Annotated in this window: 20 protein-coding genes; 17 read left to right on the top strand and 3 right to left on the bottom strand. The window is 71.8% G+C overall.

What is annotated here, in order from left to right:
- The first annotated feature begins 34 nt into the window (after positions 1-34).
- From glyA to OOK41_RS08365, 13 genes are all read left to right on the top strand, one after another.
- A complete protein-coding gene (gene glyA, locus OOK41_RS08305) occupies positions 35-1324 on the top strand; it encodes a serine hydroxymethyltransferase (RefSeq protein WP_207892609.1) in 1290 nt (429 codons plus the stop codon).
- Positions 1317-1748, top strand: coding sequence for a hypothetical protein (locus OOK41_RS08310; protein WP_266263700.1), 432 nt, complete (start codon positions 1317-1319; stop codon positions 1746-1748). Before glyA ends, OOK41_RS08310 begins: the two co-directional genes overlap by 8 nt.
- Before the next feature lie 181 nt (positions 1749-1929).
- Positions 1930-2166 carry an AtpZ/AtpI family protein gene (locus tag OOK41_RS08315; RefSeq protein WP_117665629.1) on the top strand — a complete coding sequence of 79 codons (237 nt, stop codon included), beginning with the start codon at positions 1930-1932 and terminating at the stop codon, positions 2164-2166.
- Positions 2167-2177: 11 nt separating this feature from the next.
- Positions 2178-2975, top strand: coding sequence for a F0F1 ATP synthase subunit A (gene atpB / locus OOK41_RS08320; protein ID WP_117665577.1), 798 nt, complete (start codon positions 2178-2180; stop codon positions 2973-2975).
- Positions 2976-3042: 67 nt separating this feature from the next.
- A complete protein-coding gene (locus OOK41_RS08325) occupies positions 3043-3279 on the top strand; it encodes an ATP synthase F0 subunit C (protein WP_117665579.1) in 237 nt (78 codons plus the stop codon).
- A gap of 30 nt (positions 3280-3309) precedes the next feature.
- The gene (locus tag OOK41_RS08330; RefSeq protein ID WP_266263703.1) at positions 3310-3846 is read left to right on the top strand and encodes a F0F1 ATP synthase subunit B; all 537 of its coding nucleotides are present in this window, start codon (positions 3310-3312) and stop codon (positions 3844-3846) included.
- The gene (locus OOK41_RS08335; protein ID WP_117665583.1) at positions 3846-4667 is read left to right on the top strand and encodes a F0F1 ATP synthase subunit delta; all 822 of its coding nucleotides are present in this window, start codon (positions 3846-3848) and stop codon (positions 4665-4667) included. Before OOK41_RS08330 ends, OOK41_RS08335 begins: the two co-directional genes overlap by 1 nt.
- 104 nt (positions 4668-4771) lie before the next feature.
- A complete protein-coding gene (atpA, locus tag OOK41_RS08340) occupies positions 4772-6412 on the top strand; it encodes a F0F1 ATP synthase subunit alpha (protein ID WP_117665585.1) in 1641 nt (546 codons plus the stop codon).
- 9 nt (positions 6413-6421) lie between these two features.
- Positions 6422-7351 (top strand): F0F1 ATP synthase subunit gamma, encoded by a 930-nt coding sequence (locus OOK41_RS08345; protein WP_117665587.1) that lies wholly within the window; start codon positions 6422-6424, stop codon positions 7349-7351.
- On the top strand, positions 7351-8802 hold the full coding sequence (atpD, locus tag OOK41_RS08350; RefSeq protein WP_266263707.1) for a F0F1 ATP synthase subunit beta: 1452 nt from the start codon (positions 7351-7353) through the stop codon (positions 8800-8802). Before OOK41_RS08345 ends, atpD begins: the two co-directional genes overlap by 1 nt.
- Positions 8803-9018: 216 nt before the next feature.
- Positions 9019-10164, top strand: coding sequence for an LCP family protein (locus OOK41_RS08355; RefSeq protein WP_266263709.1), 1146 nt, complete (start codon positions 9019-9021; stop codon positions 10162-10164).
- A gap of 114 nt (positions 10165-10278) precedes the next feature.
- Positions 10279-10563, top strand: a complete 285-nt coding sequence (locus OOK41_RS08360) for a F0F1 ATP synthase subunit epsilon (protein ID WP_117665593.1) — start codon at positions 10279-10281, stop codon at positions 10561-10563.
- A gap of 12 nt (positions 10564-10575) precedes the next feature.
- Positions 10576-11031 (top strand): DUF2550 domain-containing protein, encoded by a 456-nt coding sequence (locus OOK41_RS08365; protein WP_117665595.1) that lies wholly within the window; start codon positions 10576-10578, stop codon positions 11029-11031.
- A 45-nt stretch (positions 11032-11076) separates the two neighbouring features.
- Here OOK41_RS08365 and OOK41_RS08370 read toward each other — a convergent pair whose 3' ends face one another.
- Positions 11077-11664: a class I SAM-dependent methyltransferase gene (locus OOK41_RS08370; protein WP_117665596.1), complete on the bottom strand. Its 588-nt coding sequence runs from the start codon at positions 11662-11664 to the stop codon at positions 11077-11079.
- A gap of 186 nt (positions 11665-11850) precedes the next feature.
- Here OOK41_RS08370 and OOK41_RS08375 point away from each other — a divergent pair, with 186 nt between their 5' ends.
- The 3 genes from OOK41_RS08375 to OOK41_RS08385 all read left to right on the top strand — a co-directional run bounded on the left by OOK41_RS08375 (position 11851) and on the right by OOK41_RS08385 (position 14561).
- Positions 11851-13020: a sensor histidine kinase gene (locus OOK41_RS08375; RefSeq protein ID WP_266263713.1), complete on the top strand. Its 1170-nt coding sequence runs from the start codon at positions 11851-11853 to the stop codon at positions 13018-13020.
- Entirely contained in the window at positions 13017-13715 is a 699-nt protein-coding gene (locus OOK41_RS08380; protein WP_266263715.1) for a response regulator transcription factor, read from the top strand. Before OOK41_RS08375 ends, OOK41_RS08380 begins: the two co-directional genes overlap by 4 nt.
- A gap of 165 nt (positions 13716-13880) precedes the next feature.
- Positions 13881-14561 carry a DedA family protein gene (locus OOK41_RS08385; RefSeq protein WP_266263716.1) on the top strand — a complete coding sequence of 227 codons (681 nt, stop codon included), beginning with the start codon at positions 13881-13883 and terminating at the stop codon, positions 14559-14561.
- A 186-nt stretch (positions 14562-14747) separates the two neighbouring features.
- Here the strand turns inward: OOK41_RS08385 and OOK41_RS08390 are convergent, their stop codons facing one another.
- A complete protein-coding gene (locus OOK41_RS08390) occupies positions 14748-15167 on the bottom strand; it encodes a VOC family protein (protein WP_117665603.1) in 420 nt (139 codons plus the stop codon).
- Complete coding sequence (locus OOK41_RS08395; protein ID WP_117665605.1) at positions 15164-15736, bottom strand: cob(I)yrinic acid a,c-diamide adenosyltransferase; 573 nt, start codon at positions 15734-15736, stop codon at positions 15164-15166. The genes OOK41_RS08390 and OOK41_RS08395 overlap by 4 nt, the downstream gene beginning before the upstream one ends.
- Here OOK41_RS08395 and murA point away from each other — a divergent pair.
- Positions 15735-17171 (top strand): UDP-N-acetylglucosamine 1-carboxyvinyltransferase, encoded by a 1437-nt coding sequence (gene murA / locus OOK41_RS08400; protein WP_117665607.1) that lies wholly within the window; start codon positions 15735-15737, stop codon positions 17169-17171. The two genes, OOK41_RS08395 and murA, sit on opposite strands and share 2 nt — an antisense overlap.
- The last annotated feature ends 115 nt before the right edge of the window (positions 17172-17286 follow it).

Here is a 17286-nt window from a genome sequence, read left to right on the forward strand (position 1 = left end):
GCCTCCAGTGTGCGGCCCCATAGACTCCTGCGTTGTGGAGAACGCGAGGAGCACCTTCTGGGGGCCGGACTTCGAGCAGCTCAGCGCCACCGACCCGGAGATCGCCGGGGTGGTGCTCGGCGAGCTGGACCGGCTGCGCGGCGGCCTGCAACTGATCGCCAGCGAGAACCTGACCTCACCGGCGGTGCTGGCCGCGCTGGGCTCGACGCTGACCAACAAGTACGCCGAGGGGTACCCGGGCCGGCGCTACTACGGCGGCTGCGCCGAGGTGGACCGGGCCGAGGAGATCGGCGTCGCCCGGGCGAAGGAGCTGTTCGGGGCCGAGCACGCCAACCTCCAGCCGCACTCCGGCGCGAGCGCCAACCTGGCCGCGTACGCCGCCCTGGTGCAGCCGGGGGACACCGTGCTGGCGATGGACCTGCCGCACGGCGGGCACCTGACCCACGGCAGCCGGGTGAACTTCTCCGGCAAGTGGTTCGCCACGGTCGGCTACCGGGTCCGCCCGGACACCGAGCTGATCGACTACGACGAGGTGCGTGACCTGGCCCTCGCCCACCGGCCGAAGATGATCATCTGTGGGGCGACCGCGTACCCCCGGCTGATCGACTTCGCCCGGTTCCGGGAGATCGCCGACGAGGTGGGCGCGTACCTGATGGTGGACGCCGCGCACTTCATCGGCCTGGTCGCCGGCGGTGCCGTGCCGTCCCCGGTGCCGTACGCCGACGTCGTCTGCGCCACCACCCACAAGGTGCTGCGCGGGCCGCGCGGCGGCATGATCCTCAGCCGGGAGCCGCTGGCCCAGCGGGTCGACAAGGCGGTCTTCCCGTTCACCCAGGGCGGGCCGCTGATGCACGCCGTCGCGGCCAAGGCGGTCGCCCTGCGCGAGGCCGCCCAGCCCGAGTTCCGCGCGTACGCCGCCCAGGTGGTGGACAACGCCCGGGCGCTCGCCGCCGGGCTCGCCGCGGAGGGGATGCGGCCGGTCTCCGGCGGCACCGACACCCACCTCGCCCTGGTCGACCTGCGCGAGGTCGGGGTGACCGGCGCGGAGGCCGAGGCGCGCTGCGAGGCCGCCGGCATCACCCTGAACAAGAACGCGATCCCGTACGACCCGCAGAAGCCGATGGTCGCCTCCGGTGTCCGGGTGGGCACCCCGAGCGTCACCACCCAGGGCATGCGGGAGCCGGAGCTGCGCCAGGTCGCGGCGCTGGTCGCCCGCGCGGTGCGCACCGACCCCGGCGCCCCCGGCGGCGCCGACACCCTCGCCGGGATCGCCGGCGAGGTCGCCGAGCTGGTCGCCGCCTTCCCGGCGTACCCCCGTGGCTGAGCGCGGGGTGGACGCGGCGCACGCGGTGCAGGACCGCGGCTGGCGGCTGCGCCACCTGCCGGTGCTGCTGGCGGCCTCCGCCGTGGTGGCGGCGCTCGGCGCGGTGGCCGGTGGTGTCCTCGGCGGCGCCGACGCGGCGCTCGGCGTGGCCGCCGGGGTGGCCGTCACCGTGGTCAGCTACAGCCTCACCACCGTGGTGCTGGCCTGGGCGGACGCCCGGAACCCGCAGCTCGTGCTGCCGTTCGGGCTCGGCCTCTACGCCGCCAAGTTCACCCTCCTGGGGGGCGTGATGGTGGCGGTCGCGTCGACGGGCTGGGCCGGGCTGATCCCGCTCTGCCTCGGGATCGGCGCCGGCGTGGTGGTCTGGACCGGCGCGCACATCTGGTGGCTCAGCACCGTCCACTCGCGCCGGACCAGGGGCTGACCCCCCACCGTCCCACTTCTCGGTACGACGCGCGAATGTGTCCGACACCGGTCATTCTCTCGGTGGCGGAAGGGGAGTAGCGTGCCAACAGACGAACTGCCCGCCCGATGCCCACACAACTACGGTTGTGCGGGGGGTGAGGCACAGCCTCGTATTCCCGACTGATATCGTTCGCCCCGTCATGGCTGGTGACCAAACTCCTCGACCCAGCGGCGGCCCGGACGACACTCCGACCGGTGCCGGCCAGGGTTGGACCGCGCTCTCATACCTCATCGGGGGCATGCTCGTCTGGGGTTTCATCGGCTGGCTGGTCGACCAGTGGCTCGACACCGGCGGCATCGCCACCGGGATCGGCGTCGTGCTCGGCATGGCCGGGGGGATCATCCTGGTCGTCCGCCGACTCGGCACGCCTACTTAGGAAGGGACGCGGTGTTCGGACAGGCGAACGTCCTGGCACAGGGCGAGGCAGCATTCCCACCCAGCGTGGAGGACTTCTACCTGCCCAGCATCCTCCCCTGGGGTGCGCACGACTCGTACTGGTTCACCAAGATCACGGCCATGGTCTGGATCGCCGTCGGCATCCTGATCATCTTCTTCCTGGTCACGTACCGGAAGCCGCAGCTCGTGCCGACGAAGAAGCAGTGGCTCGCCGAGTCGATCTACGGCTTCGTGCGGAACAACATCGCCGTCGACATGATCGGGCACGCGGGGGTGCGGTTCGCGCCGTACTTCACCACGCTGTTCTGCTTCGTCCTGCTGACGAACTTCTTCGCGATCCTGCCGTTCTTCCAGATCTCGCCGAACTCGCACATCGCGTTCCCGGCCTTCCTGGCCCTGATCAGCTACCTGCTGTTCAACTACATCGGCATCCGGCACCACGGCTTCGTGAAGTACTTCAAGAACTCCCTGATCCCGCCGGCACCGTGGTACATCCTGCCGCTGCTGATCCCGATCGAGCTCTTCTCGACCTTCCTGGTCCGGCCGTTCTCGCTGGCCGTCCGTCTCTTCGCGAACATGTTCGCCGGCCACATGCTCCTGCTGGTCTTCACGCTCGGCGGGTTCGCGATGCTCAGCGCCAACGCCTGGCTGGCCCCGGTCTCGGTGCTGTCCTGGGTGATGACCATCGCGCTCACCTTCCTCGAGTTCCTGGTGATCTGCCTCCAGGCATACGTCTTCACGGTGCTCAGCGCCAGCTACGTGCAGGGCGCGCTCGCCGACGAGCACTGATCCATCTCGCACCACCCGTTGTCGTCCCGCGTGACCGTCACGCGTGATAACCAGGAGGAACCCACTAATGGACATCTACGCCGCGGTAGAGGGCAGCACCGCCGCCATCGGCTACGGTCTCGCGGCCATCGGCCCGGGCATCGGTGTCGGCCTGGTCTTCGCCGCCTACATCCAGTCGACGGCCCGCCAGCCGGAGTCGTCGAAGATGACCCTGCCGTACGTCTGGATCGGCTTCGCCGTCATCGAGGCGCTCGCGCTGCTGGGCATCGCGTTCGGCTTCATCTGGCAGGGCACGCTCTCCTAATCCCGCCCCCCTTCGACCGGGAGGTCTTCCATGTTCTTCCTCGCCGCTGAGGGTGGTGAGCCGCACAACCCGATCATCCCGATCTGGCAGGAGATCGTGGTTGGGTCCGTGGCCTTCGCCGTGCTCTGCTTCGTGCTGATGAAGTTCGTCTTCCCCCGCATGGAGCAGACGTTCCAGGCCCGGGTCGACGCGATCGAGGGTGGCATCAAGCGCGCCGAGGCCGCCCAGGCCGAGGCCAACCAGCTCCTCGACCAGTACCGCGCGCAGCTCGCCGAGGCGCGCACCGACGCCGCCCGGATCCGGGACGACGCCCGGGCCGACGCCGACGGCATCCGCCAGGACATCCTCGCCAAGGCGCGGGAGGAGTCCGACCGGATCATCGCGGCCGGCAAGGAGCAGCTCGCCGCCGAGCGGGCCACCATCGTGCGCGAGCTGCGCACGGAGGTCGGCACGATCGCGGTCGACCTGGCCAGCAAGATCGTCGGCGAGTCGCTGGCCGACGAGGCCCGCCGCAAGGGCACCGTCGACCGGTTCCTCAGCGGCCTCGAGAGCACGGGGGCCCGCTGATGCAGGCCGCCAGCCGGGAGTCGTACCGGGCCGCGACCGAGCGCCTGGCGGCGTACGCGCGGGGTGCGGAGCCGTCGGCGGTGGCCGCCACCGCCGACGACCTGCTCGCCGTCGCCGGCCTGCTGGGGCGCGAGCCGCGGCTGCGCCGGGCGCTGTCCGACCCGGCCCGGCCGGGCGCTGACCGCGCCGCGCTGCTCGGCGACATGCTCCGGGGGAAGGTCGGCGCGGACGCGCTCGACCTGCTCTCCGGGCTGGTGTCCGGCCGGTGGTCGGCGCCGTCGGAGCTGCTCGACGGCACCGAGCGGCTGGGCGTGGAGGCGCTGCTGGCCAGCGCCGACGCGGCCGGTGAGCTGGGCGAGATCGAGGACGAGCTGTTCCGCTTCGGCCAGGTGGTCGCCGGCCAGCCCGCGCTCTCCGCGGCGCTGTCCGACCCGGTCGCCCCGGTCGAGCAGCGGGCCGCGCTGGCCCGCGAGCTGTTGGCCGGCAAGTCCAGCCCGACCACCGTCCGCCTCGTCGAGGTGGCGCTGGGCGGGTTCGGCGGGCGGTCCTTCACCGGTTCGGTCACCCGGCTGGTCGAGCTCACCGCCGACCGGCGGGACCGGCAGGTCGCGTACGTGACCGTGGCGGCCCCGTTGAGTGACGAGGACGAGCACCGCCTCGGTGCCCGCCTCTCCGCGATGTACGGTCGAGAGGTTTCCGTCAAGCAGGCGGTCGACCCCTCGGTTCTCGGTGGCGCCAGCGTCCGGGTCGGTCCCGACCTGTACGACGGCACCGTCCTGCGCCGCCTCAACGAGACCCGCAACGCGCTCGCGAAGCGCTGACCGGCACCCGCTGGCACACCCCGCGAAGCGCCTGGATTGACAGACGCCATTCGGACCGGTCGGTACTAGGTATCCCGGGCCCCTGATACTTAAGGAAGCAGAGGATGGCCGAGCTGACCATCTCGACGGAGGAGATCCGCGGCGCCCTGGAGCGCTACGTCTCCTCCTATTCGCCCGACGTCTCCCGCGAGGAGGTCGGCACCGTCGCCGACACCGGTGACGGCATCGCCCACGTCGAGGGTCTCCCCTCGACCATGACCAACGAGCTCCTGGAGTTCGAGGACGGCACGCTCGGCGTGGCGCTGAACCTCGACGTCCGGGAGATCGGTGTCGTCGTTCTCGGTGACTCCGCGAAGCTCGAAGAGGGTCAGCGCGTCAAGCGCACCGGCCGGGTGCTCTCCGTACCGGTCGGCGACGCCTTCCTCGGCCGCGTGGTCAACGCGCTCGGCCAGCCGATCGACGGCCTCGGCGACATCGCCAACGAGGGCTTCCGCGAGCTGGAGCTCCAGGCCCCGAACGTGATGGCCCGGCAGTCCGTGGACGAGCCGCTGCAGACCGGTATCAAGGCGATCGACGCCATGACCCCGATCGGCCGGGGCCAGCGGCAGCTGATCATCGGTGACCGGAAGACCGGCAAGACCACGGTCGCGCTGGACACCATCCTCAACCAGCGGGACAACTGGCGCTCCGGCGACCCGAAGAAGCAGGTCCGCTGCATCTACGTCGCCATCGGCCAGAAGGCCTCCACGATCGCCTCGATCAAGGGCATCCTGGAGGAGGCGGGCGCGCTGGAGTACACCACCATCGTCGCCTCCCCGGCGTCCGACCCGGCCGGCTTCAAGTACCTGGCCCCGTACACCGGCTCGTCCATCGGGCAGCACTGGATGTACGGCGGCAAGCACGTCCTGATCGTCTTCGACGACCTGAGCAAGCAGGCCGAGGCGTACCGGGCCGTGTCGCTGCTGCTGCGCCGCCCGCCGGGCCGCGAGGCGTACCCGGGTGACGTCTTCTACCTGCACTCCCGGCTGCTGGAGCGCTGCGCGAAGCTCTCCGACGAGCTGGGCGGCGGCTCGATGACCGGCCTGCCGATCATCGAGACGAAGGCCAACGACATCTCGGCCTTCATCCCGACCAACGTCATCTCCATCACCGACGGCCAGATCTTCCTGGAGACCGACCTGTTCAACCAGGGCGTCCGGCCGGCGATCAACGTCGGCACCTCGGTCTCCCGGGTCGGCGGCGCCGCCCAGGTGAAGCCGATGAAGAAGGTCGCCGGCTCGCTGCGGCTGAACCTGGCCCAGTTCCGTGAGCTGGAGGCGTTCGCCGCCTTCGCCTCCGACCTGGACAAGGCCTCCCGGGCCCAGCTGGACCGCGGTTCCCGCCTGGTCGAGCTGCTCAAGCAGCCGAACTACTCGCCGTTCCCGGTGCAGGATCAGGTCGTCTCGGTCTGGGCCGGCACCGAGGGCAAGCTGGACGACATCCCCGTCGGCGAGGTGCGCCGCTTCGAGGGCGAGTTCCTCCAGTACCTGCGGCACAAGCACGAGGGCGTCCTCGCGGCGATCGCCGACAACAAGTGGGACGACGAGCTGATCGCCTCCCTCGACCAGGCGATCGTGAGCTTCAAGCAGATGTTCCTGGGCAAGGAGGACGAGCCCCGGATCAACGAGGCCCCGGCCAAGCCGCTGGAGGGCGAGGAGAACCGCGAGACGGTGACCCGCTACCGCGACAACGCCGAGAAGCAGTAGGGCTGACTCATGGCGGCCCAGGTACGCGTTCTTCGTCAACGGATTCGCTCGGCGAAGGGGATGAAGAAGATCACCAAGGCGATGGAGCTCGTGGCGACGAGCCGGATCGCCAAGGCCCAGGCCCGGGTGCAGGCGTCCCTGCCGTACGCCCAGGCCATCACCGGCGTACTCACCGCGCTGGCGTCCAACGCCCGGATCGACCACCCGCTGCTCACTCCGCGTGAGCGGGTGCGGCGGGCGGGCGTCCTGCTGGTAACCGCCGACCGGGGCCTGGCCGGCGGTTACAGCTCCAGCGCGATCAAGATGGCGCAGTCGCTGATCGCCCGGCTCAAGGACGAGGGCAAGGAGCCGGTGCTCTACGTCATCGGCCGCAAGGGCGTCGCGTTCTACCGGTTCCGCGACTGGCCGATCGAGGCGAACTGGACGGGGTTCTCGGAGCAACCGTCGTTCGCCGACGCCCGCGAGGTGGGTGAGACGCTGATCAAGGCGTTCACCGCCGGCGCGGACGACGTGGACGGCGACGCCGGGGCGGACGGGGTGCTCGGGATCGACGAACTGCACATCGTCTACACCGAGTTCCACTCCCTGATGACCCAGACCCCCGTCGCGAAGGTCATCGGCCCGATGCAGGTCGAGGACCGGCCGCGGTCGGAGGGCCTGCTTCCGGCGTACGAGTTCGAGCCGGAGGCGGAGGTGCTGCTCGACGCGCTGCTGCCGAAGTACATCAACACGCGGATCTACGCGGCGTTGCTGGAGTCGGCGGCGAGCGAGTCGGCCGCCCGCCGGCGGGCGATGAAGAGCGCCACCGACAACGCCGAAGAGATGATCGAGAAGTACACGCGCGAGATGAACTCGGCCCGCCAGGCCGGGATCACCCAGGAGATCAGCGAGATCGTCGGCGGCGCGAACGCGCTTGCCGCGTCGGGAAGTGAAGTGTGATGACTGTATCCGCAGTTGCTGGTGGACCAGCTGAGACCAAGACGGCCACGGGTCGCGTGGTCCGGGTCATCGGCCCGGTCGTCGACGCCGAGTTCCCGCGCGACGCCATGCCGGCCCTGTTCAACGCCCTGCACGTCACCGTGAACCTCTCCGGCGGTGAGAAGACGCTGACCCTGGAGGTCGCCCAGCACCTGGGCGACAACCTGATCCGCGCGATCTCGATGCAGCCGACCGACGGCCTGGTCCGCAGCGCCGAGGTGCGCGACACCGGCTCGCCGATCACCGTGCCGGTGGGCGACGCGGTCAAGGGCCACGTGTTCAACGCGATCGGCGAGTGCCTCAACCTCACCGAGGGCGAGACGCTGAACGCCGACGACCGGTGGGGCATCCACCGCAAGGCCCCGGCCTTCGCGGACCTGGAGCCGAAGACCGAGATGCTGGAGACCGGCATCAAGGTCATCGACCTGCTCGCCCCGTACGTCAAGGGCGGCAAGATCGGCCTGTTCGGCGGTGCCGGCGTGGGCAAGACGGTGCTCATCCAGGAGATGATCACCCGGGTGGCGAACAACTTCGGTGGTACGTCGGTCTTCGCCGGCGTGGGTGAGCGCACCCGTGAGGGCAACGACCTCATCGCCGAGATGACCGAGTCCGGCGTCATCGACAAGACCGCCCTGGTCTACGGCCAGATGGACGAGCCGCCGGGCACCCGGCTGCGGGTCGCCCTCTCCGCGCTGACCATGGCGGAGTACTTCCGCGACGTGCAGAAGCAGGAGGTGCTGCTCTTCATCGACAACATCTTCCGCTTCACCCAGGCCGGTTCCGAGGTTTCCACCCTGCTCGGCCGGATGCCGAGCGCCGTGGGTTACCAGCCGACCCTGGCCGACGAGATGGGCGAGCTCCAGGAGCGGATCACCTCCGTCCGGGGCCAGGCCATCACCTCGATGCAGGCGATCTACGTGCCGGCGGACGACTACACCGACCCCGCCCCGGCCACCACGTTCGCCCACCTCGACGCGACCACCAACCTGGAGCGGTCGATCTCCGACAAGGGCATCTACCCGGCCGTGGACCCGCTGGCGTCCTCGTCCCGGATCCTCGCCCCGGAGTTCGTCGGCGCCGAGCACTTCGCGGTCGCCACCGAGGTCAAGCGGATCCTGCAGAAGTACAAGGACCTGCAGGACATCATCGCCATCCTCGGCATCGAGGAGCTCTCCGAGGAAGACAAGATCACCGTGCAGCGGGCCCGGCGGATCGAGCGCTTCCTGTCGCAGAACACCTACGCCGCCGAGCAGTTCACCGGCGTGCCGGGCTCGACGGTCCCGATCGCGGAGACCATCGAGGCGTTCAAGAAGATCAGCGAGGGCGAGTACGACCACTTCCCCGAGCAGGCCTTCTTCATGTGCGGCGGCCTCGAGGACCTGGAGCGCAAGGCCGCGGAGCTGATGAAGTAGAAGATCGCCACACCCGCGAGGACCGTCCCGGTGGCAACCGGGGCGGTCCTCGTCCACCTACAGGCCCTATGATCTCCGCTGTCCGGTTGCCGTGCCGGTGGTTGCGTCGTGGGCGAGGTACCGTCGATCCACGCCGTCCCCCCGGACGAGTGACAATCGTTGCAACTTTTTCGGCTGCGTGCGCCCGTCTCCTCTTCGTGGGCGTGACGAACGGAGATGCTCGTGGGTAAGGCCGGCAAGGGCGGCAGGAAGAAGCCGTCGATATGGTCGGGCGTGCCGCGGTGGGCGCGGGTGTGCACGGTCTTCGGCGCCGTGCTCATGCTGCTCAGCGGCGCGGTGCTGGTGGGGTACGAGGCGCTGCTGTCCCGGTACGAGGGCGCGGTCGGCAAGGGCGACCTGTTCGGCGACCAGGCCGCGGGCGCCCAGGAGCGCAAGAGCGACATCAAGGGCCCGCTCAACATCCTGCTGGTGGGCATCGACCCGCGTGACCCGGAGACCCCGCCGCTGGCGGACTCGGTCATGGTGCTGCACGTGCCGGCCGAGCTGGACCGGGCGTACCTCTTCTCGCTGCCCCGCGACCTGCGGGTCGAGATCCCGAGGTTCAGCAAGGCGGAGTTCCACGGCGGCACCGACAAGCTCAACGCCGCGATGTCGTACGGCAGCCGGGTGCCGGGGCAGAACCCGGACGCCGCCCGGGGCTTCGAGCTGCTGGCCAAGACCGTGCAGCAGGTGACCGGGATCGAGCGGTTCGACGCCGGCGCGATCATCAACTTCACCGGCTTCCAGAAGATCGTGGACGCGATGGGCGGCGTCGACATGTACATCGAGCGCGAGGTGCGCTCCGAGCACCGCGAGCCGAGCGGGGTGCACCGCAAGGGCAACCCGCACGGCGAGGGGTACGTCGGCCCCCAGGCGGTCTACAAGAAGGGCAACCAGCACCTCAGCGGTTGGCAGGCGCTCGACTACGTCCGGCAGCGGTACCCGAAGAACGGCGTTCCGGACGCCGACTACGGCCGGCAGCGGCACCAGCAGCAGTTCATCAAGGCGATGGTCGACCAGGCGTTCAGCGCCGACGTGGTGACCAGCCCGATCAAGCTGGACAAGGTGATCCGGGCCGCCGGTCAGTCGCTGATCTTCAACGGCCGGGGCAACAGCGTGGTCGACTTCGCGATCGCCCTCAAGGCCATCCGCTCCGACAACGTCGAGCTGATCAAGCTGCCGGGGGAGAACATCGGCACCGGGTCGGCGTACCGGGGGGAGCGGCTGCGGCCCGAGGCCGAGGACTTCTTCACCGCCCTGGAGAAGGAGCAACTGGACGCGTTCCTACTGGAGCATCCGGACTTCCGCAACAAGACCAAGTAGTGCCCCGGCGGCGCGGTCCGGGCGCGGGTGGCGTAGCTTACGCCACCCGCGTTCGGTGCCCACGGGTGGCGCGACTAGACTTTCGACAATCCGCCGCCGCAGCAAGGAGACAGCGTGGCACAGCAGCTTCACGTCGAGCTCGTAGCCGTCGAGGAGAAGGTCTGGTCCGGTGAGGCCGAGATGGTCGTCGCCCGGACGACCGAGGGTGAGCTGGGCGTGCTGCCGGGGCACGCGCCCCTGCTGGGCCAGCTCGCCGAGCCCGGCCAGGTCCGGATCAAGCTTCCCGGTGGCGAGCAGGTCTCGTACGAGGTGGCCGGCGGTTTCCTCTCGGTGAGCAGCGAGGGCGTCACCGTGCTGGCCGAGAGCGCCACCCCGGTCTCCGCCGCGCAGAGCCGCTGAGCCGACCCGTCGATGGAGATCGTGGAGGGGATCGGGATCGGCTTCGCCGCCGTGCTCGCCGCTCTGCTGATCCTGTTCGTCCGGCGGGCGCTGGTCACCCGCACCGGCGGGATCATCCGGCTCAGCGTCCGGGTCACCACGATGCTCGACGGCCGGGGCTGGTCGCCCGGTTTCGGGCGGTTCGCGGGCGACGAGCTCCGGTGGTACCGGATGTTCTCCTTCGCCCTGCGACCCAAGCGGGTGCTGTCCCGCAAGGCCCTGGCGGTGGAGCGCCGGCGACTGCCCGAGGGGCAGGAGCGCCTCTCCATGCCGGCCGACTGGGTGATCCTGCGGTGTACCAGTCAACACGCCCCGGTGGAGATCGCCATGGCCCGGTCCACCGTAACCGGCTTCCTCTCCTGGCTCGAGGCCGCCCCTCCCGGGGCGGCCTCGCCGCGTCTGGCGTCCCAGGACTGGCCCGCCGCCTGACCCGGGCAGCCCCCGTCGGGAGGGCCGGGCTGCCCGCCAAGGGCGTCAGCGCACCGGGCGGCGGCAGTGGTAGACCAGCGCCGGCGGCACGTTGAGCCAGACCGTCCGACCCACCACCACCTCCTCGAACCGGTTCTCCAGCAGCCGATGGAACCGCCGTGCCGGCGGGGTGGGCAGCGCGTGCCGGTAGGCGAACGTCGTGAACACCCCCGCCGGGCCCAGCCCGGCGAGCACCCCGTCCAGCACGGCCCGCTGCCGTTCGGCAGCGAACGCCGCCCACGGCAGGCCGCTGATCACCACGTCGGCGTACGGGTGGCCCCGGTCCGCCAGCAGACTGCCGAGCGCCGCGGCGTCGCCGCGTACCACCTCCACCCCCGGGTGCCGCCGGGCGAGCCGGTCGGCGAACTCCAGGTTCAGCTCGATCGCCAGATGGTGGCCCCGTCCGTCCAGCCGCTGCTGCACGGCCCGGGTGAACGCCCCGGTGCCGGGCCCCAGTTCGGCCACCACCGGGTGCCCCGTCCGGGGCACCGGCGCGGTGACGTCCCGGGCCAGGGCCGGCCCGCTGGGAAGTATCGCCCCCACGACGCGTGGGTGCCGGACGAACTGGCTCAGGAAGGCGGGCGCGTCGGTCATGTCGCCCGAGGCTAGGGCGGGTTACTGCCGGCGACGTCCTGCCGGCGGTCGCTGCCACGTCCTGCCGGCGGTCGCCGCGGTGGCCGGCCGGAGGAGCGCGGCCGGCCGGTGCGCCGGCCACTCGGAGGAGGACCGGCGGCCACCGGGAGGAGCGGTCGGGGCGTGCTGGCTCCGTATGGTGGCCGGGTGGAGGACCGACGCGGCTGGTGGCCGGAGCTGCTGCTCGGCGTGGTCGCAGCCGGGCTGGTGCTGGGCACGTGGCTCAGCCCGCAGGACGTGAAACGCGGGGGTTGGGCCGTCCTGATCGCCGTCCTGGCCGGGCTGGGCCTGATCGGAGTGCGCCGCCTGCCGTGGCTGGTCCTGCTCGGCGAGTGCGCGCTGATGATGGTGGCCGACATGGTCACCGTCAACGGCTCCGGTATCGCGCAGTTGGCGGCGGCGCTCGCGCTCGGCTTCGTCGCCTACCAGGCTGGCTGGCCGGCCACCGCCGCCGCGTTCCTGCTCTTCCTCGCGGCGACCGTGGCCGACGTCCGCAACCTCGGTGACTCCGGGACGCTCTCCGGCAGCCTGGGCGTGCTGCGGCTGGCCATGCTGGTCGGCGCGGTTGCCGCGCCGGTGGCCTTCGGCCGGTACCTGCGCGGTGTACGGGGCACGGCCCGGAGCGCCGAGGAGCGTGCCCGGGACGCCGAGGCGCGCCAGGAGATCCAGACCCGGGCGGCCCGGCTGGCCGAGCGGGCCGCCATCGCCCGCGACCTGCACGACATCGTCGCCCACCACGTCGCCGCCATCGCGCTGCGCGCGGGTTCGGCCCGCTACGCCGTGCAGCAGACCGGCAGCACGGACGAGGCGGTGCTTGCCCTCGGCGAGCTGCGGGACACCGCCGGGCAGGTGCTGGACGAGCTGCGGGAGTTGCTGGAGGTGCTGCGCGACCCGGAGGCCGTCGAGCCGGGCGGCTCGCAGGTCGAGCCCGAGCAGATGATCCGCGACGCCGAGCGGCGGGTGCGGGAGGCCGGGATCGCGGTCCGGGTGACGGTCTCGGCCGCGCTCGCCGCCGCGCCACTGGTGGTCCGCACGACGGCGGCCCGGGTGGTGCGGGAGTCGCTGACCAACACGCTCAAGCACGCCGGGTCGGGCGCGCTCGCCTCGGTCGACGTCCGCGCCGGCGACGGAGCCCTGCTGATCGTGGTACGGGACAGCGGACCGGTCCGGCCCCGGCCCGCGTTGCCCCCGTCCGGCTACGGGCTGAGCGGCATGCGGGAGCGGGTCGGTCTGCTCGGGGGCACGCTCACCGCCGCGGCCACGCCGAGCGGAGGATGGCAGGTTCGGGTCACGTTACCGATCAGGGAGAGCGGATGATCAGGGTGCTCGTCGTGGACGACCAGGCGTTGGTCCGGGCCGGTGTCGGCCTGCTGCTGCGCACGGCGGGGGGCTTCGAGGTGGTCGGCGAGGCGGGCGACGGCCTGGAGGCGGTCCGACTCGCCGAGCGGCTGCGCCCGGACGTGGTGCTGATGGACCTGCGGATGCCGCGCCTCGACGGCATCGGGGCGACCCGCCGGATCGTGGACCGGCAGCCGGGCGTGCGGGTGCTGGCGCTCACCACCTTCGCCGACGACGCGTACGTCTACGGCGCGCTGGGTGCCGGCGCGATCGGCTACCTGGTCAAGGACGGCGAGCCGGAGGAGCTGATCGACGCGGTCCGACGGGCCATGCGGGGCGAGCCGCTGCTCGCCCCGCCGGTGCTGGCGCGGATCGTCCGGCGGGCGATTGCCGCCCACGACCAGGAGCACCGCCCCGCGGTCCGCTCGCCGGGACCGGAGCTGCGGCTGCTCAGTCATCGGGAGCGCGAGGTTCTCGCGCTCGTCGGGGCCGGGCTGTCGAACGCCGAGATCGGTACCCGGCTGCATCTGGGCATCACCACGGTCAAGACCCACGTCTCGGCCGCGATGGAGAAGCTCGACCTGCGCAACCGGGTGCAGGCCGCCGTGGTCGCCCACCGCTTCGGGCTGGTCGACGACGACTTCAACCCGGTCGCCGACCCCGACGCCCACTGAGCCGGTCTCCTTCCTCCGCTCCGGGCGTCGGGTTCCCCGGCGGCCCGCCACAGTGGGCGTCGCGGTTGGCCGGGGCGGTCCCTAGGGGGCGGACCGGCCAGCAGGAGGAGCCAGGACGGCCGCTGGTAGGACGACCGGGCGGCGCCGTCGGGCGACAGTGGCTCGGTGGACATTTCCGCCCTGCTGCGCGACTGTCTGGCCGAGCTGCCGCCGGGGCAGGTGCTGGCGGTCGCGGCCGTCGTGCTCGCCGCCGAGGTGGGGCTGCTTGTGGGGGTGGTCCTGCCTGCGGCCACCGTCATGCTCACCGTGGGGCTGCTGGCCCGGATGGGGCGGTTGGACCTGGGCGCCGCGCTCGCGGTGACCACGCTGGCTGCGTTCGTCGGCGACCAGCTCGGCTACCTGGAGGGGCGGCTGCTCGGCCGGCGGATCCGGGACGGCGTGATCGGGCGGCGCATCGGGGCGGACCGGTGGCGGCGGGCCGAGGCGCTGGTCGCCGCCCGGGGTGGTCCGGCCGTCCTGGTCGGGCGCTGGACCGCCTTCGTCCGGACCCTGGTGCCCCGGGTCGCCGGGGCAGCCGGCCTGCCGTATCGGCGGTTCGTGCTCTTCGAGGGGCTGGCCGTGCTGGTCTGGGTGCCGGGGACGGTACTGGTCGGGTACGCCGCCGGGGCCGCCTCGGCCGGCATGCTGACAGCCGCCGCGGGCGGGCTGGTCGTGGTGGTCGCCGCCGTGGTGCTGCTGCGCCGGCTCCGGGTACCCTTCCGCTGCTGCCCGCCGCCCCTGCGCCGGCTCGACCCGCGCCCGCCGTGCCCCCGCCGCCCGCCGGAGGTTGACCGGCCAGTCCCCTGACCCGCGCCGCCCGGGCCCCGGCCTGACCGCCCCCGCCACCCGCAACACCCCCACCCCTCCCCCCGCTGACCCAACACAAACCCGCTCCCACCCCACCCCCGCGATCTTGCACTCGGTACCCAGGCATAACGGGACAAGAGGTGTTCTCCCGGGGCCGCAACTGCAAGATCGCGGGAGCGGGGAGGGCTAGTTGGTGGTGGCGATCAGTTCGACCTCGTACCCCTGGTCGTCGGTCAGGTAGGCCGCGTAGGTGTCCGGGCCCCCGGCGTGCGGGTGGCGGTCCGGGAAGAGCAGGTGCCAGCCGTGGGCCGGCGCGATCGCGACCAGCCGGTCCACGGCGGCCGGCGGGCCGGCGTGGAAGGCCAGGTGGTTCAGGCCCGGGGCGAGCCGGTCGTGGTTTCGCCCGGACAACGCGGGGGACTCCTCCAGCACCAGGTACGTCGGGCCGAGCCGCCAGGACCGGCCCGCCGGCCAGTCCTGGAACGGCGTCCAGCCCAGCTCGCCCAGCAACCAGCCCCAGCTACGGACCGCGCCGGCCAGGTCGGGCACCCAGAGTTCGACGTGGTGCAGGGCCCCGACCGGGGCGCGGCCGGCGTCGACGCTCAGCGCTTACCGCCCGGCACCCACAGCACGTCCCCTGCCGGATTTGCCGTTCTTGACAGGATAAAGAGCAGATCGGAGAGCCGGTTGAGATACTTTGCCGGGAGGGTGCTGGTCCGATCGGGATCGTGGGCGACCAGCGCCCACGCCGCGCGCTCGGCCCGCCGGGCGACCGTCCGTGCCACGTGCAGCAGCGCAGCTCCTGCCGTGCCGCCGGGGAGAATGAAGGAGTCGAGCTTGCTCAGGCGTGCGTTGTACTCGTCGCACCATCCTTCGAGACGGTCCACGTACTCCTCGGTGACCCGCAGCGGCGGGTACTCCGGGTCCGGCTCGACGGGGGTGGCCAGGTCGGCGCCGACGTCGAACATGTCGTTCTGGATCGACCCCAGCACCGCCCGCAGCTCGTCGTCGAGCTGCCCCAGCGCGAGCGCGACGCCGATCGCGGCGTTGCACTCGTCGACGTCCGCGTACGCGGCGATCCGCGGATCGGTCTTCGGCACCTGCTCGTTGTTGCTCAGCCTGGTCATGCCGGCGTCGCCGGCCCTGGTGTAGATGCGCGTGAGGTGGACGGCCATGACGCACAGCCTACGGATACCCGACCTGACGATCCCCGCTCGGCCGGCCCCGACCCGGGCGGCCGGGGTCGGCCCCGGCGACGCCGGGGACCCGGCGGTCAACGACGTCGACGTCATCCGGGTCGCCGGGGACGCCCGGCTGGCCGGGACGGTGCATGTCGTCGGGGCGAAGAACTCGGCCCTCAAACTGATGGCCGCCGCGCTGCTCGCCCCCGGGCGCAGCGTCATCACGAACGTCCCGCGGATCACCGACATCGCCATCATGGGCGAGGTGCTGCGCCGGCTGGGGTGCGGCGTCCGGTTCGACGCGGACGACCCCGTCGACCCGATGGTGGCCCGGGGCGGGGTGGCCCGGTCCAGGTCGGTCACCATCGACGTGCCCGACCGGCCCGGCGCGGAGGCCGACTACGACCTGGTCCGCCGGCTGCGCGCGTCGATCTGCGTGCTCGGCCCGCTGCTGGCCCGCCGGGGGTACGTCCGGGTGGCCCACCCCGGCGGGGACGCCATCGGCTCCCGGGGGCTGGACATGCACATCGCCGGGCTGACCCGGATGGGCGCGAACATCTCCGGTGAGCACGGCTTCGTCATCGCCGCCGCCCCGGACGGCCTGCACGGCGCGGACATCGTGCTCGACTTCCCCAGCGTCGGGGCCACCGAGAACCTGGTGATGGCCGCCGTGCTGGCCCGGGGCGCGACGATGATCGACAACGCGGCCCGGGAACCGGAGATCGTGGACATCTGCTCGATGCTGATCCGGATGGGTGCCCGGATCGAGGGGGAGGGCACCTCCACCCTGCACATCGAGGGGGTACCCGAGCTGCGGCCGGTACGGCACGCCACCGTCGGCGACCGGATCGTCGCCGGGACCTGGGCGTTCGCCGCCGCGATGACCCGGGGCGACGTCACTGTGACGGGGATCGACCCGGGCTTCCTGGAGGTCGCGCTGGACAAGCTGGTCTGCGCCGGCGGCCTGGTGGAGACCCGCGGCGACGCCTTCCGGGTACGGGTCGACGAGCGCCCCCTGGCGGTGGACGTGGTCACCCTGCCGTACCCGGGCTTCGCCACCGACCTGCTGCCGATGGCGATCGGGCTCGCCGCGGTCAGCGACGGGGCCTCCCTGATCACCGAGAACATCTTCGACGGCCGGTTCATGTTCGCCAACGAGATGATGCGGCTCGGCGCGGACATCAAGACCGACGGCCACCACGCCGTGGTCCGGGGCCGGGACCGGCTCTCCGGCGCCCCTGTCCGGGCCACCGACATCCGGGCCGGCGCCGGGCTGATCATCGCCGGGCTCTGCGCCGACGGGGTCACCGAGGTCTCCCACGTGCACCACGTCGACCGCGGCTACCCGGACTTCGTCGCCGACCTGCGGGCGCTGGGCGTGGAGGTCGAGCGGGGCAGCGTACCGGACGAGCCGGCGCTGGAGATCTGACCGCAGGGCGGCGGCCCCGGCCCGCCGCTGGACCGGCCCGCCGCCCGGTGGCCGGCTTAGCCATCGTTCAGTGTCGCCGACTAGGGTGCAGACAGACACTCAATCAGGCGAGGGA

It is taken from the genome of Micromonospora sp. NBC_01655, assembly GCF_026339755.1.
Lineage (GTDB): Bacteria > Actinomycetota > Actinomycetes > Mycobacteriales > Micromonosporaceae > Micromonospora.

Bases quoted from the DNA above. Each gene is read 5' to 3' on its own strand.
- OOK41_RS08315 (WP_117665629.1), top strand. From the start codon at position 1,930: ATGGCTGGTGACCAAACTCCTCGACCCAGCGGCGGCCCGGACGACACT.
- OOK41_RS08325 (WP_117665579.1), top strand. From the start codon at position 3,043: ATGGACATCTACGCCGCGGTAGAGGGCAGCACCGCCGCCATCGGCTAC.
- OOK41_RS08330 (WP_266263703.1), top strand. From the start codon at position 3,310: ATGTTCTTCCTCGCCGCTGAGGGTGGTGAGCCGCACAACCCGATCATC.
- OOK41_RS08335 (WP_117665583.1), top strand. From the start codon at position 3,846: ATGCAGGCCGCCAGCCGGGAGTCGTACCGGGCCGCGACCGAGCGCCTG.
- atpA (WP_117665585.1), top strand. From the start codon at position 4,772: ATGGCCGAGCTGACCATCTCGACGGAGGAGATCCGCGGCGCCCTGGAG.
- OOK41_RS08345 (WP_117665587.1), top strand. From the start codon at position 6,422: ATGGCGGCCCAGGTACGCGTTCTTCGTCAACGGATTCGCTCGGCGAAG.
- atpD (WP_266263707.1), top strand. From the start codon at position 7,351: ATGACTGTATCCGCAGTTGCTGGTGGACCAGCTGAGACCAAGACGGCC.
- OOK41_RS08355 (WP_266263709.1), top strand. From the start codon at position 9,019: ATGCTCGTGGGTAAGGCCGGCAAGGGCGGCAGGAAGAAGCCGTCGATA.
- OOK41_RS08365 (WP_117665595.1), top strand. From the start codon at position 10,576: ATGGAGATCGTGGAGGGGATCGGGATCGGCTTCGCCGCCGTGCTCGCC.
- OOK41_RS08370 (WP_117665596.1), bottom strand. From the start codon at position 11,664: ATGACCGACGCGCCCGCCTTCCTGAGCCAGTTCGTCCGGCACCCACGC.
- OOK41_RS08380 (WP_266263715.1), top strand. From the start codon at position 13,017: ATGATCAGGGTGCTCGTCGTGGACGACCAGGCGTTGGTCCGGGCCGGT.
- murA (WP_117665607.1), top strand. From the start codon at position 15,735: ATGACGCACAGCCTACGGATACCCGACCTGACGATCCCCGCTCGGCCG.
- OOK41_RS08395 (WP_117665605.1), bottom strand. From the start codon at position 15,736: ATGGCCGTCCACCTCACGCGCATCTACACCAGGGCCGGCGACGCCGGC.